14 protein-coding genes are annotated in these 23,171 nt (G+C 50.9%); 11 read left to right on the forward strand and 3 right to left on the reverse strand.

All coding sequences use genetic code 11. The features are described 5' to 3' along the window. Window positions 1-3: 3 nt before the first annotated feature. From rclB to E1B03_RS07970, 5 genes are all read left to right on the forward strand, one after another. Complete coding sequence (gene rclB / locus E1B03_RS07950; RefSeq protein ID WP_181012765.1) at window positions 4-234, forward strand: reactive chlorine resistance periplasmic protein RclB; 231 nt, start codon at window positions 4-6, stop codon at window positions 232-234. An 11-nt stretch (window positions 235-245) separates the two neighbouring features. Then, window positions 246-806, forward strand: a complete 561-nt coding sequence (gene rclC / locus E1B03_RS07955; RefSeq protein WP_103768718.1) for a reactive chlorine resistance membrane protein RclC — start codon at window positions 246-248, stop codon at window positions 804-806. A 571-nt stretch (window positions 807-1,377) separates the two neighbouring features. Continuing rightward, a complete protein-coding gene (locus E1B03_RS07960) occupies window positions 1,378-2,073 on the forward strand; it encodes a flagellar brake protein (RefSeq protein ID WP_103768719.1) in 696 nt (231 codons plus the stop codon). A gap of 21 nt (window positions 2,074-2,094) precedes the next feature. Further along, complete coding sequence (locus tag E1B03_RS07965) at window positions 2,095-2,676, forward strand: helix-turn-helix transcriptional regulator (protein WP_181012761.1); 582 nt, start codon at window positions 2,095-2,097, stop codon at window positions 2,674-2,676. 101 nt (window positions 2,677-2,777) lie between these two features. After that, window positions 2,778-3,545 carry a putative bifunctional diguanylate cyclase/phosphodiesterase gene (locus E1B03_RS07970; RefSeq protein ID WP_133086014.1) on the forward strand — a complete coding sequence of 256 codons (768 nt, stop codon included), beginning with the start codon at window positions 2,778-2,780 and terminating at the stop codon, window positions 3,543-3,545. Between the two features lie 144 nt (window positions 3,546-3,689). Here the strand turns inward: E1B03_RS07970 and E1B03_RS07975 are convergent, their stop codons facing one another. From E1B03_RS07975 to E1B03_RS07985, 3 genes are all read right to left on the reverse strand, one after another. After that, on the reverse strand, window positions 3,690-13,022 hold the full coding sequence (locus E1B03_RS07975) for an autotransporter outer membrane beta-barrel domain-containing protein (protein WP_133086015.1): 9,333 nt from the start codon (window positions 13,020-13,022) through the stop codon (window positions 3,690-3,692). 194 nt (window positions 13,023-13,216) lie between these two features. Next, window positions 13,217-13,795, reverse strand: a complete 579-nt coding sequence (locus E1B03_RS07980) for a helix-turn-helix transcriptional regulator (RefSeq protein ID WP_103768723.1) — start codon at window positions 13,793-13,795, stop codon at window positions 13,217-13,219. 617 nt (window positions 13,796-14,412) lie between these two features. Continuing rightward, window positions 14,413-15,588, reverse strand: a complete 1,176-nt coding sequence (locus tag E1B03_RS07985) for a coiled-coil domain-containing protein (protein ID WP_103768724.1) — start codon at window positions 15,586-15,588, stop codon at window positions 14,413-14,415. A 299-nt stretch (window positions 15,589-15,887) separates the two neighbouring features. Here E1B03_RS07985 and E1B03_RS07990 point away from each other — a divergent pair, with 299 nt between their 5' ends. The 6 genes from E1B03_RS07990 to E1B03_RS08015 all read left to right on the forward strand — a co-directional run bounded on the left by E1B03_RS07990 (window position 15,888) and on the right by E1B03_RS08015 (window position 23,170). Further along, window positions 15,888-16,973, forward strand: a complete 1,086-nt coding sequence (locus E1B03_RS07990; RefSeq protein WP_133086016.1) for a YncE family protein — start codon at window positions 15,888-15,890, stop codon at window positions 16,971-16,973. Between the two features lie 146 nt (window positions 16,974-17,119). Next, a complete protein-coding gene (pheP, locus tag E1B03_RS07995; RefSeq protein WP_103768726.1) occupies window positions 17,120-18,514 on the forward strand; it encodes a phenylalanine transporter in 1,395 nt (464 codons plus the stop codon). Between the two features lie 164 nt (window positions 18,515-18,678). After that, on the forward strand, window positions 18,679-19,920 hold the full coding sequence (locus E1B03_RS08000) for an MFS transporter (protein WP_103768727.1): 1,242 nt from the start codon (window positions 18,679-18,681) through the stop codon (window positions 19,918-19,920). A gap of 15 nt (window positions 19,921-19,935) precedes the next feature. Beyond that, window positions 19,936-20,964, forward strand: coding sequence for a sugar phosphate isomerase/epimerase family protein (locus tag E1B03_RS08005; protein ID WP_133086017.1), 1,029 nt, complete (start codon window positions 19,936-19,938; stop codon window positions 20,962-20,964). Beyond that, complete coding sequence (locus E1B03_RS08010) at window positions 20,961-22,112, forward strand: Gfo/Idh/MocA family protein (RefSeq protein WP_133086018.1); 1,152 nt, start codon at window positions 20,961-20,963, stop codon at window positions 22,110-22,112. Before E1B03_RS08005 ends, E1B03_RS08010 begins: the two co-directional genes overlap by 4 nt. Window positions 22,113-22,189: 77 nt before the next feature. Then, window positions 22,190-23,170, forward strand: coding sequence for a LacI family DNA-binding transcriptional regulator (locus E1B03_RS08015; protein ID WP_133086019.1), 981 nt, complete (start codon window positions 22,190-22,192; stop codon window positions 23,168-23,170). Window position 23,171 lies beyond the last annotated feature (1 nt).

Here is a 23,171-nt window from a genome sequence, read left to right on the forward strand (position 1 = left end):
AAGATGTTTAAACCTACGCTGCTCATGACAGCGTTACTGACTGTGCCGGTGACATTTTCCGCATTGGCGCAAACCGAGGTTGCTCACGTTAGCGTGTCTACCGTATCGGGTTCACCTTCCGTGATAGAGGATGCTATTGCGAAATTGGCGCAGGAAAAGAATGCAACTTCCTGGAAAATCACTTCAATGCGCATTGATAGCAGCACTCACGCAACGGCAATTTTGTACAAGTGAGGAGAGTCTTAATGGAAAAGTATCTGCGTTTACTCGGTAAGGGCGATAAAATTGGATTAACCTTAATTCGCCTGAGTATTGCAATTGTTTTTATCTGGATTGGGTTATTAAAATTTGTACCTTACGAAGCCGACAGTATTACGCCGTTTGTCGCCAATAGTCCGGTAATGTCATTTTTTTATGAACATCCTGAAGAGTATAAGCAGCATTTAACCCACGAAGGTGAGTTTAAACCGCTGGAGCGTGAGTGGCAGACCGCGAATAATACGTATACGTTTTCCAATGGTCTGGGCGTAGTCGAAGTGCTTATCGCTTTGCTGGTGCTGGCTAACCCTGTCAGCCGCTGGTTGGGATTAATTGGTGGTGTACTGGCATTTGCCACGCCGATTGTTACCTTATCGTTTTTAATTACCACACCAGAAGCATGGGTAATGCCGTTGGGCGATTTGCACCATGGTTTTCCGTACTTGTCCGGAGCCGGGCGTCTGGTTTTAAAAGACACGTTAATGCTGGCGGGAGCGGTGATGATCATCGCAGACTCATCCCGATCAATAATTAAGCAAAGATATTGAGTTTTTAACGTTGTGCCCTCTGTATGATAGCAAGCCACTATAGTTCGATTCGGTAATTACCGGGCCAGCAGGATGCTGGCTTTTTTCTGTCTTAAGGGAAATTTATTTTGTATATAAAATTATTCACTTTAGAAGAATAACTTATCAGAGCTATATTCCTGGTTAATGATATAGTGCCGAAAGGTTTTTTCTTCCTCCCATGAAAGCGCGCCTGCCTGCATACTGCATAGTTCTCCCGTCACGATAGCTTCATTTTTCTCAATTTTTATCTATGCATTTCTTGCTATTTGTTATCTCAAAACTACATCTCAAAAAAGTTTGTTATTCACTTTTGTTATAGTTAATCAACAACTTCGCGTGGTTTTAGGCATGTCTTAAGCTAGAATTAATCCTGATTAAATGTTTTTACGTATCAATAAATGGCTAAAGATAGTTAAAAACTTAATTTTTAACCAACTGTTTGACATGGAATCCACTATGGTAATTAAGCACCAGGGGTGGATGCTGATCTCGCGTTTTGTGAGCAACAAAAAGCGGGACATATCTTAAATATGGAAATAAGGGTTTTAGAATGAGCTTTGGATTAGCAAAGGACGACAAGTTTGAAATCATAGCTACCCTTCGTGAAGAGCTGCACAAAAAAACGAAACTGGAAGTCTTATGTGAAAACAGTAGCGTTATCACGCAGTTAGAGAAGGTCGATTTCGAGCGGTTTGTGATCTCCGGGCACGAAGACATTGTTCCTGAAAAGGTCCAATACTTTATCCTGCACAGCGAAAGCGGGATTATAAAATTTAGTGCCAGATTCGAACAAACCCCATCAGCAGGTGCGGAAGCAGGATTATCCTACTTCATCCCGGATATGATTTTCTTTGCCCAGCAGCGACAAAATCAGCGTTTTTCCTTCCTGAAGGGGTATGACTTTTTCTGTTTTGGTCGTTACAAAAACGGAGAAAACTACTCTCTGAAGATTAAAAACATCTCGCAGGGCGGTTGTGCGTTAATTGTTAAAGATGTGAACTCCCGTTTTCTTTATAAAGATGCGGTGATTAAAAATGCCACACTGGATTTTGATACGTTTGGCAGTTTACAGCTGGATTTGAAAGTGATCGATGTCGTCATGATCAATGAATTTGATGAGGATAATCAATTGTATTCCTGTCATCAGATTTCATGTGGGTTCGATTTTAAAAACCGTCGTGAAGAGGCTGAGGTCGAGAAGATTATTATTAAATTTTTAATGAGTAACAAGATTCGAAGCTTATAAGGAGCGGTGAACAGGATGTTGATGTGTGGCAGTGATAATTTTGTGGGCAACGGTCTGTTTGCCTACCTGACAAGCAAACATGTACCGATACAAACATTCCAGTTTGAGGATATGTTGCATCAGTCATCATTATGCCAGCATCAAACCATGGTTTTTAATATCATTGATAATGAACAACCGTGTTCAGCGATCGTGCAGTTTCTGAATAAAAACCGCTTCAAGTTTTATAATAACGTGGTGGTAATTGTTGCTGATAGTATGGTGGCAAAATTATGCGTAGAGTTACTCTATGTTGAAAAAACAATAGTTTTGACTGAAAAATCTTCGCTGCGTGATTTCGGTCAACTGGCGTCGTTAACGGTCGGGAAATGGAATCCCCGACTATATCGTTCGCAGAAAAGATTAACCGAGAGAGAACAGCAGATTCTGAACTTGTTGGTAAGCGGTTATTCTGCCAAAGAAATTTCAGAGTTAGTTAGCCTGAACTATAAAACAATTCAGGCGCATAAGATGAGGGTTGTCGCTAAGCTGGGACTGACCAATACCTCTGAGTTAAATAAGTTAATTGTCAGATTTACTCATCGTATGTCTTTTTTACCCTAAGCTGGCCCTTCTTTTCTGATGTAACACACCTAATAGTAGATACAGTTCGGGAGTGATGTTGACTGGTTTTTAATTTTTATGATTTGTAGAGGGAGAGGGGAATGTTTAATTCCAGTGAGGTGCTAACCGCGCTTGAAAAGGCATTAAATACCAGTCAGCTTTATATGGTTTATCAACCAATTTTTAATTTGCGTACTCAGCATATTAGCGGGTTTGAAGCGTTAATGCGCTGGAATAGCCCTCAGATGGGTATGATCTCTCCCGATGTTTTTATTACATTACTGGAAGACAGCGGTAATATCATTGCAATTGAAGATATGGTTATCCACACGCCGTGGGATGTGGCAACCTGTTGGCCAGATCCCCTTGTATTATCAGTCAATATTTCCGCGCTTGAATTTTGCGATCCTCTGTTACCTCAACGTGTCAGAAAAAACCTTACCGCCTGCGGATTACCGCCTCATCGATGCCAGATAGAGGTTACGGAAACGTCACCGCTGTGCGACAGTCAGGTAGCGGCTAAAAATATGATGGAGCTGAAGGCGATAGGGGTAAAACTTGCTCTTGATGATTTTGGTACCGGCCACGCGAATCTTAACTATCTGTTGAAATATCCTTTTGATACCTTAAAAATTGATAAAGAATTTGTCACCGGCATTGAACCCGATACCCGCTCAACAAAGATTGTTGAGGGTATTATTTCACTGGCGCATAATTTTGGTATTGAGGTTCTTGCCGAAGGGGTGGAAACCCAGTCTGAACTGGATCGGTTGCTGCAGATTGGTTGTGACAAAATTCAAGGCTTTTTCATTTCTCCCCCGGTGCTGGCAGAAGAGATCCCTACACTCTTAGCACAATATAATGGTTAGTCCCTCCTTTTTACCTATCCCAAACCCTTGACTGTTTCGCGTTGCCAGTAAGTCCGTAGGACTGATAAGCGTCGCGCATCAGGCTGCCGTGAAAGGCAAAAAAAAGCCCCCTGCGAAACAGGGGGCTGGCGAGTTAATGTCAGCTTAGAACGATTTCTTAAAGCCGATAGAGGCATTAACCGGCGCTTCTACCTGCGACTTACTGCCGCCGTTGCTGAATTGCGTACCCAATTCACCGTAGACCTGCAGGTTTCTGTCGATAGACCATGACAGACCGGCGGCAACTTCAGTGCTGGAGTACTGTTGTGAAGATTCCAGCGTGGTGGTGGCGACCGCATTGCTAAAGTGCGTTTTGTCTTTTGACCCCAGTCCCTGCCAGACGTTGACCCTACCGTACGGCTGGAATTTGCCATGGTTGGTGTCATAGTCAGCGACCAGACGCACGCCCAGACGAGCGGTAAAGGAATCAGCGGTATCCATTTTCACTTTCGTTTGGGTCACACCATCAAGCGTGCCGTTATCAAAGTCACTGTATTGATAGATCAACTGCGCCTGAGGTTCCAGACTCCATGCGCTGGCGCCTAAACGGAATGATTTACCCACTTCTGTTGACGCTGTCAGCGTGTTGCCTCTGACGGTGTACGAACCGTGATTACCGGTCGCCGCCAGGCGGGATTTATGGTTACCGTATTGCAGGACGTTATCCACATACATCCCGTCGCCAGAGAACCAGGTGGCGTAGCCGCCGACATAAAACGCGTTGTCGTCGATGTTACCGCCTTTGCCGTCGCTGCCTGTCCTGGTGCCTTTCACGTTGCTGTCGATATCAAGGATGCTGGTATACATCCCGGCTTTCCAGCTTTCGTTAGCGTACATATCAACGCCAACCTGAATCCCCATGGTATGGGAGCTGGTTTGTGTACCGGCCGCATCATCCAGTTTGGTTTTACCGGAATAGCCAATCATTCTGGCCCAGGCGCGATTGTCTTCATCAATACCCGGTTTAACCTCGTCGCCCATACGCTGGTGCATGTTGCCTAGCAGGCTGATGTCGCCCTGACGAACGACGCTGGCGAGACCAGAATACAGCATAGTTTCTGGACGATATTCGCTTCTCAGATACCAGTTTTCACCCTGGCCTTGAGCATTACCCGCATGCAGTTGGTACTCAAATGCGCCTGCAGCCATACGGTCGGCGGCAAGATGGAAAGCATCACGCGACGATTGCGCCGTGGTGGTTGCGCCATTGAGCGCGGTCACCACTTCGATACCATCGCCAATGGTCGGCGCGCCGAGACCAGAACCATCAACATCCAGCAGCGTACTACCGCTGACTTTGCCGCCATCGATAATCAGACGGTCGGCGATACCTGCGCCGCTACCGTTCTGGATAGCCGCCATGTTGATCGTCCCTTTTTCGCCGGTGTAATCTCCCTTAACGGTTAACGTTGTGCCAGTTTGCTGGCCGATGAGTGAGACATTGCCGCCGTTGCTCAGGCCCGCTACCGTCTGGTTGTAACCCTGCGTGTTCAGCGTGGTGCCAGCGACAACGTAGTGGTGCGATGCGGCACTTAGGGTGTTGGTATTACCCGCCTGCAGCACGCCGTTGGCAATCAGCGTTGCGCCACTGTAGCTGTTTTCACCTTGCAGTTCCGTCACACCGTTGCCGGTCTGATACAGCTGGCCTTTACCGCTGATATTCCCGGTCAGCGCCAGGGTATCGCCACGATTGACGTTGAGTACGCCGTTATCAACGATGTCCCCCTGAATGCTGCCGATATCACCGCCGTTACCCAACTGTAAAACGCCTTGTTCGATGGTGGTGCCACCGGTGTAGGTGTTATCCAGCGTCAGGGTGAGGGAGCCTTTACCGGTTTTGGTCAGTTGACCGTTACCTTCGACTTCCGTCAGCAGAGAAACGTTATGCCCATTAGTGTCGAATGTCCCACCGCCGGATTCCAGCGTCACCTGACGAGCGGTATCAAACGCTTCACCATATTTCAGCGTACCGCCATTGAAGGTAATCCCCGTGTCTGCTGCACCAAGATTGGTATCACCGGCCACCTGCAGCGTACCTGAGGTAATGGTGGTTCCACCGCTGTAGGTATTGTCGCCAGTGAGGATGAGCGTACCGAGATCGCCTTTATTCAGGCCGCCGGTACCGCGGATCACGCTGTCGATAGTCGCGGTGTAGTTGGCGCCGTCTACTGTGCCATCGCCAACGCGAATCAGCGTATTGGCTGTATCGGTGGTGATGGCCTCACCGCCTACACGATAACCATCGGTGGCGAACTGTGCGCCGCTAATGATAACGTCGCCTTTGCTGTTATCGACGGTGACGTTGCCGGCGTCACCCTGGAAGACGGCAAACGCGGCATCGGTAAACGGTGCGTTCAGCGCGCCTTCCGGCGTTGATTCATCGGTAGTCCAGTTGTCGTTACCCTGACTGGACTGCCAGATACCGTCGCCGCCGTTGATGACGCCGTTGTTTTTCAGTTCGCCATTCTCCCCGCCGGTGCCGTCCCAGAAGCGCAGCGTCAGTCCGGCATGGTTGACCAGGTTAACCTGATTTTTAACCGAAGTTTGCACGTACAGGCTGTCTGCAGCTTCCGGCGCATTGGCAATGTCCATCACATTATTGGTCAAGGTGCCGGTGTAGTTGATGACGCGGTAAACGCCAACGTCAAAGCTACCACCCGGAGAGGTCTCGATATTGAGCTTACCGTCGAGCGTCAAATCGCCATTGACATCAATCAGGTCGTTGAAGGCGCCGCCAGGGGTATTGGCCTGACCAAACTGGTAATCAAGCTGCGCGTTATCGCTGAGCGTCAGTGAACCCGTAGTGAGTTTACCCACGCTGTTGATGGCCGCACCCGCAGTAATATGGCCGTCGTCCAGTACATCAACCGCGCCGCCGATAATACCGTTACCGCCGAGCGTTGCCCCGGATTTCACCGTTACCTGACCGGTCGCGGCAGACTGATTACCGTTGACCAGCAGCACGCTTTCATTGACGTCAGTGGTGCCGGTGTAAGCGTTATCGCCGGTCAGCGTTAACGTGCCATCACCGATTTTCACCAGGCTGCCGTCGTGGCCGCTGATAATACCGCTGATGGTGTCATCAAGATGCAAATTCCCCAGCGACAATTCCTTATTACCCAGTTCGACGTTACCCGCACCGGACAACGAGCCGATAGACGTTGCGCTGTCGACTGCGCTGATATCGACCTTGCCACCCGCCAGGTTTTTAACGACGGTATTTTCAGCCATCGCCTGGTCGGCAAAGGTCATCAGTCCGCTGTTATTCACGCCAGCATTACCGCCGCTGGCATTTTCTTCCAGCGCCAGGGTGCTGTCTTTTGACACGTTAATCGTCGCGTTGCCCGCGGAGGCGCTGTTGGTTAACACCGCTTTTGCTGCGCCTGTCAGATTCAGTTTTGCACTCGCGGCGGTGACGTTATCTGCCAGCGCTAACAAGCTGTCGGCAATGTTCATGGTCAGGGATTGCAGACTGGTATCTGTCCCGCTGACATTGAGCGTCGCCCCTTTATTGACATTCACGGTGCTGCTTTCATTGCTACCAAAGGCCCCGGTTTTGCTGACGTTGACCGTCACATTGTTGGCATTTCCGGTACCGGCAATTTCAGTGTTGCCTTTGTAGCTATTGGCGCGGTCGAGCGACAGGGTACTGCCCGCGTCGCTTGAGCTGCTGGTGACTTTCAGTTTACCGTCGCCGGTAATCTCGCCTGTTGGTGTGAAGTGGTGTGAATTAAGGTCAAACACCGCCGCGTTATCATTTGCTCCCAGCTCAATGGTGCGATTGCTGGTCAGGTCTGCGCCCATTTGCAGCGTGGAGCCGTTGTTGATAGCTAAGTCGGTTCCGCTCTGACCGAGGTTGCTGTCGGAGGAAATCTGCAACGTACCGCCATCAATGCGCGTACCGCCACGATACTCGTTGTCGCCGCTGAGGATCAGACGGCCAAGGTCGGTTTTCACCAGCGTCAGCTTGTCATTGGTGCTGGCTTCGCGGATAACGGACTCAATGGTCGCGGTGTAGTTTTGCCCCGCGCCACCAGCGCCAACGCGCAGCAGCAGTTCGCCGGTTCCCGGCGTCTGGCCTGCGTGGGTCGCGTTTTCCGTGGTGGCATACGCGTTAAGCGCATCGCCTTTAACGACATAGCCATCGGCGTCAAACTGTGCTCCGGAGAAGTTAACGTCTCCGGCGGCGTTATCGACGGTAACGGTTCCGCCTTTGGTGGTGAAGACAGCAAAGGACTTCTGCGCCCAAGGGGCGTTGCCTTCACCGGTTGCCGTGGTCCAGTTGTTATCCCCCTGGCTGCCGATCGCCATCCATTTACCATCGCCACCGTCAATTTTGCTGTCACCTTCAATGCCCGACGCGCCATGGCTCTGATTGACGGTTGCGCCGTCCCAGAACTGTAGGGTAACGCCGTTGGCGTTCACCAGGTTGACCTGTTTGTTGATGGAGGTCTGGACAAAAATATTGCGCTTATCCTGGCTGTCCGGTATTGCGCCCAGCTCCAGCGTTTGGTTATCCAGCGTGCCGCCGTAGTTATAGATACGATATACGCCTGGCCCGAAGTTACCGCCTTGAGAAGTGGTAACATCCAGGGTCCCGTCCAGTTGCAGATCGCCTGCGACGTTAATCAGATCGTTTAGCGCACCGCCTGGCGTATACGCCTTGCCCAGCTCGAAAGCGGAGGTCGTTTTGCTGCCAAGCTGCAGATTACCGTTAATGGATAACGTACCTGCGCCGCCGTCACCGGCGCTGAGGGTCGTGGCATCGTTCATTAGCACGTTGCCGCCGATAACGCCATTACCGCCAAGTGTGGACGTGCCGCTGACGGTGGTAGCACCGCGCGCCGCGCTTTGATCGCCATTCACCAACAGCGTACCGTTCGTGACGGTTGTCTCACCGGTATAAGTGTTGTTGCCGTTCAGTCGGGTAATGCCGCCACCGATCTGCTTTAGCGCTCCGATGCCGGAGATAACACCGTTGAGCAGCACGGTGTTGGCGCGATTAATCGCCAATACGCCGTTATCGATAATGTCGGACACGGCGCTAACTTCGCCTTCATTTCCGCCGTCACCTAATTGCAACGTACCGGTTTGATCGATGGTGGTAGTGCCGGTGTAGCTGTTGTTGGCGGTAAAGACAGTCGTACCGCCCGCCGCACGTTCAAATTTTCCGTTGCCGCTGATGACACCGCGATAGATCTGTGCTGCTGAGGCATCGCCCTGGGTATCGAAGATAACCCTGCTGCCAGCGCCCTGGGTTGTGACATCGTAATTGCCAATGCTTGCCGCAGTACTGGTTGGTTCGACGTGGTCGCCGGTGCGCAGCGTTGCGCCATTGTTGACGGCGATAGTTTTGCTCGCCAGACTCAGATTTTCAACGACGCGGACATCTGCATTAGACCCGCTGATGGTCAGAGAATCCCAGCCGGTGCCAATGTTGGTGCCGGTATTCAGGTTGTCGCTGGCCAGCGTACCAATCCTGGCATTTTTCGTATTGGTGAAGGTGAGGGCGTTGCCCGTGCCCGCCGCGGTAATGATGTGGCGCGTTTTATCCAGCGTCACATTACCGATGTTGGCTTTATTGTTACCGCCAGTACCCGCGAAATTCACTTCGCCGGCATAGGAACCGCTGCGCCAGTTAAAGGTATCCCTGCCTTCGCCGGTATTGATTACGCCGCTGGTCACACCGCCGCTGATATCAATGGTGTCATTGCCTTTACCAGACTCAATTGCCACTGCCGTGTCGTTGATGGACTGCAAGGTTCCCGTGTTGGTAATGGTTTTACTGCTGTCGCCGCTGCCGTCGATCACCGGTGAGGTGGTGCTGGCAGAGATAATTTTACCGCTGTTGGCCAATGTGCTGACGTTTTTCGCGATGATCGCTGAACCGCCTGCGCTGCTATGCACGTTGATGTCGGCATTGGTGGTAACTCGACCATCCGTATTGGCGCGAATCCCGCTGCCCTCACTGCTTAGTACCTCAATGGTATAGCCTTTGCCGATGGTCAGATCGCCCGTTACCGCATCGCCATTGCGTTGTTCAAACGCGAACCCGGTACCTTTACCGTTAACGTTGAGGGTGTTATCCAGCCCATCGTTCATGGTCAGCGCCACGCTGGTGCGGATCCCTGGGCCATCGTTGGAATCGATGGTGACATCACGCAATGTGATATTGGTGTTGTTGGCATCGTTTTGAATACCGGCACCGGTACCATCGGCGCGGATCATCACGCTTTGCGCCGCCAGTGCGCCTGCGCCTTCGGCCAAGCGAATACCGTCAGCGGAGCCATCGGTAGTAATGCTGTCGCCAGTTTTACCGTTAATCAGCAGGCTGGCACCTTGGGTCAGCAGAACGCCAGCGGTACCATCATCAACCTGAATTTTGCCCAGCTTGTTAATCTGCGCGCTGGCTCCTGAAGCCCGTACGCCGATGCCGTTGCTAACATGCAAAGCGCTGGAGGAGTTATTGGTTAAGCTCCCACCTTTTTGAACATCCACACCGATACTGTCGACGCTGGCCAGATCGATAATCGCTTTGGTGTCGAGGATCAGGTTGCCCAAATTCCTCGCTACATAGGCGATAACCTTGTTGCCGCTGGCTTCAGAGGTGATCTTCGCGTTTGAGGTGAGGGTGGTGCTCGTGGCATTACCCTGCGTGTTGCCATTTAATTGATGCGCCTGACCATCCACCACCCCGGCAACGGTTCTTTCGCCGGTTAAATTGATAGTGGTTTTATCGCTGATGGTCCCTTTCGCGCCGCCTTCAATAAGCAGCGCCGCGGAGTCGGTACCCTTAACGGTAAACGTTGCTTCACCGGTATCAACGCTACTGCCAGCGCCGGTGGCGAGAACGCCAACAGAATTGTCACCGCTGAGCGTCAGATTCAGGTTGGAAGTGGACTGATCTTTCGGATTAGTAGTATTACCGGCCAGCAACGCGCCATTGGCGATACGGAAAATGGTGGTGCGATCCTGACCGTTGTCATTCATCACCGCCTGACCAATATTGGCGGTAGCGCCTTTACCATACAGGTAATAACCAATCTGATCGGTACTGTTAAATGACGGGCTACTCAGACTGTCAACGTTAGCGATGGCGTTATCACGCACGTGTACGCCGATGTTACCGGCCTTATCCAGCGTGATGTTGGAGTAAACGTTGACCACTGCCTGGCCGTTAGCGCCGCCTTCCGCCCAGATAGCGTAGTTACGATTTCCGACGCCACCTTCACCGTCCACCACGATAGAGCCTGCAGCGCTGGTGGTGACTTGGGCATTTTTATTATTGGCGCTAACGTGGATCCCGACGTTATTGGTGCCATTAACGTTTATCTTACCGTCGTTGCGGATTTCCTGATTATTTTCCGCGCCGCTGTCGCGTACGGAGATGCCGTAGTTCTTACTGCTACCCCCTTTGGAACCGCCATTGATCACGATATTGCCGGTATTGAGGACGTTGCCCGTGGCATTCCCAACCAAAATACCCGCGGCGTTACGTATGCCGGTTCCCAACGTGATAAGACCGTTATTAATAACCTCTTTGGCGCTTCTGGTCATAATACCGGCGCTCAGGCTGGAACCGCCGGCCATGGTGACATCGTTAGACGGATTGCTTGCATCACGACCAAGATAAATTGAGGCGTCTTGCGCGTTGGTAAAGGTGGCATTCCCGGCGACTTCTACGCCATAAGCGGTACCTTTAGCAAAAGATGCACCGCTTTTACGTCCATCAACAACGTTGATATCGCCGTTGTTGACCCCTTGCGCATCGTCAGACAATTGCATACCAATAGCCAGCGTCAACGAAGAGTCGGGGACATCTTTGCTCCAGGGATCGGCTGCCGACGCGGTACCAAAGTTATCGGTGGTGATTGCCTGATTAATGGTGCCGTTGTTCGCGATCTGGCTGGTACCTTGCCCTTGCATACCAAATGCGCCGTAGCTGTTGACGTTTTGGTTACCGTCTTTATCGATGAACAGCCCGGAGTTGATGGTCCCGTGGTTGGTTGCCGTAGCGTCTTTTGCCAGCATGCCAATCGCCAGACTCTGCCCGGTAGATGTGCGTAATGCGTTAAGTTCGCCGAGGTTGGTGATAACCCCGCCATCAATGGCTTTCATGACGCCATTAATACTGCCATCAACGGCAATCATCGCATCTTTGTTCAGCGTGCCGGAGGTGCCTGCGCCGTTCGCGTAGATAGCATGTAGCTCACCGCGGCCAGCGGTCGCGTTATTGGTATGCGATAAGCCATCGGTCCAGACGTCGTAATCCCAACTGAGCACGTCAGAAGGCTTGCTGGAGTTGATCAGACCATCAATCAGCCCGGCGTACTTCGCTTGCGCTGCGTCAGAGGTAGTGACTTCATTTGCATCGATCCACAACTGGATTTGGCTGACTTTTTCGCCTTCCGGGTTCTCTGCCGCGTCGCTGCTGTTACCCAACAGCCAGTCGTTAAAATCGGCCAGCTCCTGCGTGTTGGTAATGCTAAATGTGCGTACTCCCGTTTCAACGACTTTGCCGTCCGCATCATAGCCGTAGGTCATGAGCGTCACATCATCGCCAAACACGGAGGTTTGCGCCGAGCCGGTGAACGTTTTTTCCGGAATGACCGGAGCGGCATTAAATTTTATATAGTTATCAGATTGCCAGTTAACCTGGCTGCCAGCGTCCTGAGCCTCCAGTAAGGAGGAATCTTTGGCCAGTAACTCGATGGTATTGGCTTTGTCGCGAACATTGAGCGTGTCGTTGCCAATATCCAGATTGGCCGTGGAGCCATTCGTCGCCAGCGCGATGCCGAATTGTTTGTAGATTTTAGACTGCGTTGAATCGAAGGTGTTTAATGCCGAATCGCCAATTTGTGATGCGGTAAGAAAGTTACTCAACGCATTGGTATCAAAGACTCTAATCGTTGTTTTTTCGCCGGGGAACGCCGGATCGTTGATATCAAATTCTGTGCTCTGTGAAGGCGTCGACGATTGGTTATACGTCAGGTATTCCGCCAGCTCCTCGGCGGTAGTAATCGTTTTTACGCTCTGGTCAGGGCTGGTGGCCTGCAGGGTGATTTTGCCGGTTTGCAGTAGCTCTCTGATAGTCGTTGATTCAACAACGCCACTTTGACCAGGGCCGATCGTTGGGATCGCGCCGCTGATATTGAGCGCCTGACCAGCCGTGATATCTTCATATAAGAATCCGTAGTCGTGGATACCCTCATAATCGCCAACGGAAATACCTGCCTGGTAGTCGGTGAAAATATTGTGATCACCGATATCGATAATCGGATCAGCGGAAACCGGCATTGCAGCAGCGCTTAATGCGCCAGCCGCCAGTACGGCGACAGTTTTACGTGAGCTGCTTTTTTTCTTTCCTTTGGTTAATTCGGAAACGACCACCCAGATACCGAGCGCCGCGTTCCAAATAATGCTGTAAACTTTGTTCATATATAACCCTCGTCTACATTCCTGTTATGTATGTGTTAATACGTTGAGTTGTTGGCTATGGTTGGCACGCGGATGTGCTACCCGGTAATGGATTTTGGGAAATAGGGTTTCCTTCCGTGCGATGCGGAATTAAAAATGAGCCGAAAGAAAACCTATTAAATAATAACCGTGATAATTGTCCTTAAATAAGTCAGTTACGGCTGGCTATAGTGGGAAATGGTGTACTTAAGCCGAGTGTTATTTTTGCCCAGTTTTCTGGCAATGTTGCTTTTGTACGCCCCGATGGTTTTTTCACTTTTTTGTGATGCCCCGGCGATTTGCGTCAGTGACCACCCCCGGGCCAGCATCATCATTACATTGAATTCGTTTGCGGTGATTTTGTTATGTAATTCTTTGATATTTATTGATTTTTTGTTTTGTGTGATACGCGTTACGGCATGCAGCAACCGATCAAGGCTGGCGTCTTGATCGAGGAACAGCATGTTCTTCCCGCAAACGGTTTGAAAAATAGAAAAAGTAGCTTCATCGGCCAAAACAATAATTCTAGTGGCAGGACGTAAAGCCATGTTGCGGATAATCCTGGCATATTTTAAAAAATCCGAGTTGTCAGGATTAATAATGATGCAATCCGTTTCATAAGGGATTATTTTGACGGCAGAAAGCGTCTGAGAGGAGTAGTACGCGATATCAATATATAATGATGAACCGCGTAGGATTTCTCGCATGCCTAGCCAGGGGTAAATTGAGTCACCCAAAAAAATAGCCTTAGACATAACGATCTCCTTGAAAATTTGATGCAAGCGACCGCCTCTTTTTTTAGGTTAAAAAAAGAGTTTCTTGCGGCGCATGAAATGTTAATTAAATCTCGTATAACGTTCTTTGGTGTGAACGCATCCTTATTTATTACAGATTCCACAGATATTTTCTGTATTAATTCGAATCATTAACTATTCTTAAAGTAGATATTACACTTTGTTAAAATTTAAGATAAATCGTTTATTTCAGCTCTGCGTAAATGATTGATAGATTTCGCTTATGGATCACGCAAATAATGATTGAGTGATTTCTATAAAGACAGGGTATTCCTAATCATCAAGAAGGGGGTTTATATATAAAATTTTATATTTCAAACAGATACCTGTTTTTCTTAATGAGATAATTGGTGAGTAGGAGAATTCTTAATCAAGACCAGGACAAAGAGAAGGGGAGGCAGAGAGGAGAGAGAAATATCGTTAAATTTGCACTTATCAACCTGAGATTCGAATATTCCAGTCGATAATTCTTAGTAATGTTAAATTTTTGGGTTATTATCCCGATTTGGACTTTTTGTGCTTAATTTAAAAATCTCACTTGAAGAGGTTATTTTTTCTGATTGCATTGCTGATACCGCTTAGCCGGCGAGCAGCTCCTGTTCAACCTGTTGCACCTGTTGTTCCAGCGTATTGCGGATTTCCGTAAGCGCCCGTTGTTGTTCGGAGAAGTAAGCCTCTTTATCCGTGACAGAGGTGGCAAGCCGCCAGGCGTTCTCCGCTTCCAGTTCGGTAATCTCTTTGAGCAGCGCGTTAATTTGTTCTCTGAGCTGCTGTATTTTGCTGCGTAAATGCTGCAAATCGTTCAATCGGTCACTCGCCATCATCGGTTCGAGTCCGCTTTGCAATTGAGTCAGTAGCGCCCGAACGGCGGCAAGATCGGCATTTTGGCGCGCCTGGTTAAGCTGCACCATCATCTGATGCGCTTTCTCTTTCAGGCAGTCCGCCACCACATCCGGATGACAAAGACGGCTGGCCTGACGCCACAGGCGTTTTAACTCATTACGTTCATCAGAAGAAAGTCGTTGGTCACGGTTAAAACGATGCTGCGCATCCTGCTGCTGCTCCTGATACTCATCATATTCATGGCTGGCCTCTTCCTGTGCCTTGCGGGTTGCGCTGTCGTCCTGGCGAGAAAAGTCGTTTTCCAGCTCACGAATCTCCGCCAGCAGAGCGGTAATCAGTTCCGTTTGTTGCTGAATACGTTGGCGCGTTTCCACCGATTCACGCGAATCTGAATGCTGGTTCATCCAATGCTGTTTGAGCCTGGCCAGTTGATCAACAGCCTGGGAAATATAGTGCTGACAGGATTGATAGTCTTTTTCCCGGCGCTTTCGCTCCGCTTCCTGTTTACGCTGGGCGCTGGCGGCGAGCTGTTTACGTAACTCGAGGATCCGGCTCATCAGCGGCCCAAGGCGAAGATGATACAGATCGTTGAAATCATCGAGGATTTGAATGCGGGTGTTGCGTTTATCGATCAGGTCACGTAGCTGTGTTTCGAGCGCTTTGAGTTCCAGTTTACTGGCGGCAACGGCGGGGTCCTGCCACGTAGAGACTGCCCGTTGCGATTGCAGCCAGGCAGAGATTTCACGCAGGGCATCGCTAAAGCGTCGTTCTTCGATCGCCTGCACAATGGTGCCTGGTACGACTGACAAAGGCTCATTTTTCAGATGCGCCACCTGCTGGAAAATAATCTCCTCATCTTCCAGTTCAATAGCGCTTTTGACGATTTCCAGTCGTTTGATGATCTTATTCATGACAGTCGTTGCCTGGCCTGGCTCAAAAACGGGTGGCTGAAATACAACAGGTTCACCCGTTTGAAAATGTTAGAAAAACAGTTAAGCGCATTCTGTGGCCTGCGATGCCTTTTCGTCCAGAATAATTCACTGTAATTATGAAAAACCGGAAGTCGCACGCACCTGTCTACATCTTCAAACCTCTGTTTCATGTTTTTTATTCTCGGGTAATTATTCTTGATTCAATAAAGATAATGCGTATAGTTCTCATTCTCTTTTGTAATTAACTCTCTGTATGACTTCTGGTAAGGATCCTGACAATGAAAAAAACAACATCCGCGCTGGCATTGCTGATTGCTGCGGCGTTAAGCGGTTGTGCGGCGCATTCCACACCAGCCAGCAATTCCAGCGTTACGGAAAAAACAGCGCAACCTGCCGTCACCGATGTGCAGCAACGCGCGCTGGCGGATGGGTTATATGAAATGGCGCTTAGCCCGGCGGGGGATGCGCTGTACGTTGCCAGTGCCGAAGGATTTAAAGATGTGCAGGGCGGCGTGGTTTACAAACTGGATCCGAAAACGCTTAAAACGCTCGGCTTGAGTCATACCGATATGAAGAACTTTGGTATGGCTATCTCGCCGGATGGTAAAACGGTGTATGTCACCAACTCACTGGATGGCGGCCTGAGTGCGCTGAATACCGCTGACGGCAAAGTGAAAAATCGCGTACTGTTCCCGGAACGTAACCCAGAAGGTTTCCCGTATGGCGCACGCCAGGTGCTGCTGCATAACGGCTTGCTCTATATTGGCGCCGTGGCGGATCCAGCGGTGATTTGGGTGGTTGACGCCGAAACTCTGAAGCTGAAAACCCGTATCAAAAATACGGGAAAATGGATGACCGGACTGCATTATTCCGAGGTGACGCAGCGAATTTATGCGGCTAACGGCGGCGGTGAAATCCTCGTCATCAACCCGCGTAATCAGCGTGTTGAAAAACGCTGGCAGCCGCTGGGTGAACAACCTGCGCTGCTGCTGAATATGGCAGAGGACGCACAAACGGGTCGCCTGTTTGTCACCGACAACTCGAAAGCGAAAACCACCCTGGTGCTGGATATTCATACGGGTAAGCTGCTGAAAAAACTGGATGTGGGTGATTCGCTGGCGGTGAAATTCAACGCAAAACGCAACGAAATCTATATTACCCAGCGTGATTCAGGGAAATTGCTCAGTCTGAATGCGACCGATTACAGCGTGAAGAAAAGTTGGGATTTACCGCCTAACCCTAACAGCCTGCTGCTCTCGGCGGATGGACAAACGCTGTATGTGACGGTGAAGCAGAAATTTAATAAAGACCACTCTACGTCTGCGCCAGATAGCGTGGTGCGCATTGACCTGAATAAACAATAACAACACGCCTTCTTACTTTTGTTTTTCTCCTGAGCCTCGGTGCGTTGGGCAAGGAAGCCCGGCGCATCCAATCGATTGCGCCTTGCGACAACCATGTTGAAATGTTAAAAGAAGCCCCTTCAATAAAAACGACACAGGGGAAGGGCGTGAAAAACGCGTCAACTGCATCTGACACCAGCGTGTCTGATGCCGCGTCGACGAATGAGCCGACGCTTCAGCGGGGGTTGCAAAACCGCCATATTCAGTTAATTGCGCTGGGCGGTGCAATTGGTACCGGTCTGTTTTTGGGCATTGGCCCGGCTATTCAGATGGCGGGACCTGCGGTGCTACTGGGTTACGGCGTTGCCGGGATCATCGCTTTTTTGATTATGCGTCAGCTGGGCGAAATGGTGGTGGAAGAACCTGTTTCCGGATCGTTTGCCCACTTTGCTTATAAATACTGGGGACCGTTCGCGGGTTTTCTGTCCGGCTGGAACTACTGGGTGATGTTTGTGCTGGTCGGCATGGCGGAACTAACGGCGGCCGGGATCTACATGCAGTACTGGCTGCCCGATGTCCCGACCTGGATTTGGGCCGCAGCATTCTTTGTGATCATCAACGCCGTCAACCTGGTCAACGTACGTCTGTATGGCGAAACGGAATTCTGGTTTGCGCTGATTAAAGTGCTGGCCATTATCGGCATGATTGGTTTTGGCGTGTGGATGCTGTTTTCCGGTAACGGCGGGGAACATGCAAGCATCGATAACCTGTGGCGTTACAACGGCTTTTTTGCTACCGGCTGGAACGGATTAATTCTGTCGCTGGCGGTGATTATGTTCTCCTTTGGCGGACTGGAGCTTATCGGGATTACTGCCGCAGAAGCGCAGGATCCGCAGAAAAGCATTCCAAAGGCGGTAAACCAGGTGGTGTACCGTATTCTGCTGTTTTACATCGGTTCTCTGGTGGTGCTGTTGGCGCTGTACCCGTGGGTGGAAGTGAAATCCAACAGCAGCCCGTTCGTGATGATTTTCCATAATCTTGACAGCAACGTGGTGGCTTCTGCGCTGAACTTTGTCATTCTGGTGGCTTCGCTGTCGGTGTATAACAGTGGCGTTTACTCGAACAGTCGTATGCTGTTTGGCCTCTCCGTGCAGGGAAACGCGCCGAAGTTCTTAACCCGCGTCAGCCGTCGCGGCGTACCGGTGAACTCACTGATCCTCTCCGGTGCTATTACGTCGCTGGTGGTCCTGATCAACTACGTTCTGCCGCAAAAGGCCTTTAGCCTGCTAATGGCGCTGGTGGTAGCGACGCTGCTGCTGAACTGGATTATGATCTGCCTGGCGCATCTGCGGTTCCGGGCGGCGATGCGGCGTAAGGGACGTGACACACAGTTTAAAGCGCTGTTGTATCCGGCAGGGAACTACCTGTGTATTGCTTTCCTCGGCATGATCCTGGTGCTGATGTGTACGATGGATGATATGCGCCTGTCAGCTATCCTGCTGCCGGTGTGGATCCTGTTCCTGTTTGTTGCCTTCAAACTGCTGCGTCGTAAATCTCGCTAAGTTTCTACCGATCCCATCGCCAGGATGGGATCGGATCTTCTCTCCAGGTATATCGTGACCGCTCTCGCAATTTTGCCTTTGCTGGCAGGATTTTTATTTTGTAATCGATTACTTTTCTATTGAATCTATTTTGTAATCGATTACTTTTTAAAGGTGGGGCAAACATGGTGTCAACAACCGAAAGTAGTGGAAAACAGAGCGTACGGTACCGGCTGCTGGTACCCCGGCTGTCGCTAATGATGTTCTTACAGTTCTTTATCTGGGGAAGTTGGTCCGTCACGCTGGGGCTGGTGATGAGCCAGCACAACATGTCGTTGCTGATTGGCGATGCGTTTTCAGCCGGGCCAATAGCCTCTATTCTGTCGCCGTTTGTCTTAGGGATGCTGGTAGACCGCTTCTTTGCCTCACAAAAGGTGATGGCGGTGATGCATCTTGCGGGCGCGGCGATCCTGTGGTTTGTTCCGCAGGCATTGGTGGCGCAAAACGGTGCGCTGCTGATTGGTCTGCTGTTTGGCTACACGTTGTGCTACATGCCAACGCTGGCGCTGACTAACAACATTGCTTTTCATAGCCTGTCGGATAAGGACAAAACCTTCCCGGTGGTGCGGGTGTTTGGCACCATTGGCTGGATTGTCGCGGGGATTTTTATCGGCGTAACCGGGATTTCGGACACCACCGGCATCTTTACGCTGGCGGCGGTTATTTCTGTGATTCTCGCCCTTTACAGCCTGACATTGCCCAACACGCCAGCACCGGCGAAAGGATTGCCGGTCAAAGTTCGCGATCTGTTTTGTGCAGATGCTTTCGCCTTACTCAAGGTTCGTCACTTTTTTGTCTTCTCACTCTGCGCGACGCTTATCTCTGTACCATTGGGAACCTATTACGCATATACCGCGTCGTTTCTGGCTGATGCGGGCGTTGGCGACGTCAGTACAGCAATGTCGTTCGGTCAGATGTCTGAAATCTTCTTCATGCTGGTGATCCCGTTCCTGTTCAGACGCCTGGGCGTGAAATACATGCTGTTAATCGGGATGTGCGCCTGGTTCGTGCGTTATGCATTCTTTGCACTTGGCATCAGCGAAGAGGGGCGATTCCTGCTGTATCTCGGCATTCTGCTGCACGGCGTATGCTACGACTTCTTTTTCGTGGTCGGCTTTATTTACACCGATCGTATCGCCGGGGAGAAAGTGAAAGGTCAGGCGCAAAGCATGATCGTTATGTTTACCTATGGGATCGGTATGCTGCTTGGCTCGCAAATTTCAGGCGCACTGTACAACCGGCTGGTGGCGGGGCAAACGGTGCCTCAGGCGTGGACCACATTCTGGTGGATCCCGGCAGTGGCTGCTGCGGTGATTGCCGTGATTTTCCTTTTCTCTTTCAAGTACGACGAGAAAGAGCAGGCGTAATTTTCAGGAGGGGCTATGAAAACCATCAAGGGGCCTGGCATTTTTCTGGCGCAATTTATCGGGGATCGCCCGCCATTTAACACCCTGGAAGGCGTGGCAAAATGGGCGGCGGAGCTGGGCTATAAGGCATTACAGATCCCGTGTAATCACAAGTCGCTGTTTGATGTCGAACAAGCTGCCGTAAGTCAGGCCTATTGTGATGATATTCGTGGGATGCTGGCCGGGCATGGGCTGGTGATTAGCGAATTATCCACTCATCTTGAAGGCCAGTTGGTTGCCGTCCATCCGGCCTACGATGAAGCTTTTGACGGATTTGCTCCGCCATCTGTACGTGCTAACCCGCAGGCCCGACAGGCGTGGGCCATCGAAATCTTACATCAGGCCGCTGCGGCTTCGCAACGGCTGGGGCTGACAGCGCATGCCACATTTTCAGGTTCGCTCGCCTGGCCTTTCTTTTATCCGTGGCCACCGCATAACCGTCAGCGCTTTGAAGAGGCATTTCTGGCGCTGGCGCGCCGCTGGAAACCGATTCTCGATCGCTTTGATCATCATGGGGTGGATATTTGTTTTGAGATCCATCCCGGTGAAGATCTGCACGATGGCGTGACGTTCGAGCGCTTTCTGGCGCTGGTAAATAATCATCCTCGCTGCAACATTCTCTATGACCCGAGCCATCTGTTATTGCAGCAGATGGATTATCTTGGGTTTATAGACGTCTACCACTCGCGTATTAAAGCGTTTCACGTCAAGGATGCTGAGTACCACGCCAGTAGCCGCAGCGGTGTCTATGGCGGTTTTCAGCCGTGGCTCGATCGCGCCGGGCGCTTCCGTTCTTTGGGGGACGGGCAGGTCGATTTCAAAACGATCTTCAGCAAGCTCACACAATATGATTTCCCTGGCTGGGCGGTACTGGAATGGGAGTGTTGCCTGAAAGACGCGCAAACCGGGGCGCGTGAGGGGAGCGATTTTATACGCCGCCATATTATTCCGGTTTCTTCACGCGCATTTGATGATTTCGCCGCAGGAGACGAGGTACGCAAATGATACAGGTTGGCATTATTGGCAGCGGATTTATTGGGCCTGCGCATATCGAGGCGTTGCGCCGACTCGGCGGTGTGAACGTGGTGGCGCTCTGTGATAGCTCGCTGGAGGTTGCTCAGGATCGCGCAGATGCACTGCATATTCCTCAGGCGTACGGCAGCGTAGAGGCGCTGTTGGCGCATCCTGGACTGCAGGTGGTGCATAACTGTACGCCGAATCATCTGCATGCCGACATCAATCGGCAGATTTTACGCGCGGGTCTGCATGTATTTTCAGAAAAGCCGCTGTGCATGACATCTGATGAGGCCCGTGAACTGGAAATGCTGGCTCAGCAGGCAGGAGTGGTGCACGGCGTGAGCTTTGTTTATCGCCAGTTTGCGATGGTGCAGCAGGCGGCCAGTATGGTTAAAAGCGGCAGCGTGGGCCGTCTGTTTGCCGTACAGGGGAGCTATTTGCAGGACTGGATGCTGCTGGAGACTGATTACAACTGGCGGGTCGATGCTGCACTGGGCGGCAACTCGCGGGCGGTAGCGGATATCGGTTCACACTGGTGCGACACGGTGCAATTCGTCACGGGAAAACGTATTGTCGAAGTGATGGCCGATTTGGCTATCGTTTGGCCGGTACGTAAAGCCAGCATCGCCAGTAATGCTACGTTTGGCCAGCAAACGGCTGACCTGCAATTTGAGGATAAAGCGGTTACAACGGAAGATGCGGGATCGATACTGGTTCGTTTTGATGATGGCAGTAAAGGCTGCTTTAACGTTTCGCAGGTGAGTGCCGGGCGCAAGAATCACCTGATCTTTGAAATTAACGGTAGCCAGAGTTCACTGCACTGGGATCAGGAAACGCCGCAGCAGCTTTGGGTCGGGTATCGTCAACAGGCGAACCAGATCCTCACGGACGACCCTGCATTGATGAATTCGGATGTTGCCGCCAGTGCTCACTTTCCGGGCGGGCATATTGAGGGCTGGCCGGATGCGTTCAAGAATATGATGCAGCAGTTCTATCAGGCGGTGCAGGCAGGCAAAATGCCCGTGATGGCGGAGCGTCGCTTTGCGTCATTTTCTGATGGTGCAGATGTGATGTACATCATTGATGCGATTATAAAAAGCCATCAGCAACAGCGCTGGATATCAGTCCAGCGCTAAACACGTACCCGGTTCGCCGGGCGATGATTTTATGGTAGCCTCAACGCAAAGCGTAAACCGCAGGATGTGTCGTCGTTATGTCTATTCAAAAAATCGCCCAGCTTGCCGGTGTGTCGGTGGCGACGGTATCACGTGTGCTGAACAACAGTGATACCGTCAAAGAAAAAAATCGCGAGCGAGTATTGCAGGCTATTAAGGAAAGCAATTATCAGCCCAACCTGCTGGCGCGTCAGCTTCGTACAGCGCGCAGTTCGATGATTCTGGTGATGGTTTCCAACATCGCCAACCCTTTTTGTGCTGAGGTCGTTAAAGGCATTGAAGAGGAGGCGGAGAAGAATGGCTATCGCATTTTGCTGTGTAATTCCGGCTCGGATACGGCCCGTTCGAAATCGGCGCTGAAACTGTTATCAGGGAAAATCGTCGATGGCATCATCACCATGGATGCATTTTCAAAATTACCGGAACTGACCACGTTGATTGGCGATGCTCCCTGGGTTCAGTGCGCGGAATACGCTGATAAAGGTGCGGTTTCCTGCGTAGGGATTAACGATGTTGACGCCGCGCAGTCGGTCATATCTCACCTGGTAGAAAAGGGTTATCGACGCATTGCGTTAATCAATCATGACCTGAGTTATAAATACGCCCGCTTGCGCGAGCGCGGCTATAAAGCGGCGCTGCATGCGCTGTCGCTGGAGTATCAGGCCGTGGAATACGCCAGTGAATTGAGTTCCAGCGCAGGAATAGCGGCGATGAAAACAATACTTGCTGCAGAGGTGAAACCCGACGCGGTGTTTGCCGTATCGGACACGCTGGCCGCTGGCGCGATGCGTGCTATTTTCAATGCCGGATTACAGATACCCCAGGATGTCGCGGTCGTCGGATTCGACGGTACGGAACTGGCCGAAATGGTTTCCCCTCAGCTTTCGACCATTGAGCAGCCGTCACGGGATATAGGACGCAAAGCGGTAGGATTGCTGCTGAATAAAATAGAAAATCCTGACGCGCAGACGGAAAGGGTGATGATGGACTGGCGCTATATTTCACGCGCCAGTACCTGAG

The organism is Citrobacter arsenatis, assembly GCF_004353845.1.
Classification (GTDB): domain Bacteria; phylum Pseudomonadota; class Gammaproteobacteria; order Enterobacterales; family Enterobacteriaceae; genus Citrobacter; species Citrobacter arsenatis.

Bases quoted from the DNA above. Each gene is read 5' to 3' on its own strand.
- E1B03_RS07965 (WP_181012761.1), top strand. From the start codon at position 2,095: ATGTGTGGCAGTGATAATTTTGTGGGCAACGGTCTGTTTGCCTACCTG.
- E1B03_RS07990 (WP_133086016.1), top strand. From the start codon at position 15,888: ATGAAAAAAACAACATCCGCGCTGGCATTGCTGATTGCTGCGGCGTTA.
- E1B03_RS08005 (WP_133086017.1), top strand. From the start codon at position 19,936: ATGAAAACCATCAAGGGGCCTGGCATTTTTCTGGCGCAATTTATCGGG.
- E1B03_RS07980 (WP_103768723.1), bottom strand. From the start codon at position 13,795: ATGTCTAAGGCTATTTTTTTGGGTGACTCAATTTACCCCTGGCTAGGC.
- rclB (WP_181012765.1), top strand. From the start codon at position 4: ATGTTTAAACCTACGCTGCTCATGACAGCGTTACTGACTGTGCCGGTG.
- E1B03_RS08010 (WP_133086018.1), top strand. From the start codon at position 20,961: ATGATACAGGTTGGCATTATTGGCAGCGGATTTATTGGGCCTGCGCAT.
- E1B03_RS08000 (WP_103768727.1), top strand. From the start codon at position 18,679: ATGGTGTCAACAACCGAAAGTAGTGGAAAACAGAGCGTACGGTACCGG.
- E1B03_RS07970 (WP_133086014.1), top strand. From the start codon at position 2,778: ATGTTTAATTCCAGTGAGGTGCTAACCGCGCTTGAAAAGGCATTAAAT.
- E1B03_RS07975 (WP_133086015.1), bottom strand. From the start codon at position 13,022: ATGAACAAAGTTTACAGCATTATTTGGAACGCGGCGCTCGGTATCTGG.
- E1B03_RS07960 (WP_103768719.1), top strand. From the start codon at position 1,378: ATGAGCTTTGGATTAGCAAAGGACGACAAGTTTGAAATCATAGCTACC.
- E1B03_RS08015 (WP_133086019.1), top strand. From the start codon at position 22,190: ATGTCTATTCAAAAAATCGCCCAGCTTGCCGGTGTGTCGGTGGCGACG.
- E1B03_RS07985 (WP_103768724.1), bottom strand. From the start codon at position 15,588: ATGAATAAGATCATCAAACGACTGGAAATCGTCAAAAGCGCTATTGAA.
- rclC (WP_103768718.1), top strand. From the start codon at position 246: ATGGAAAAGTATCTGCGTTTACTCGGTAAGGGCGATAAAATTGGATTA.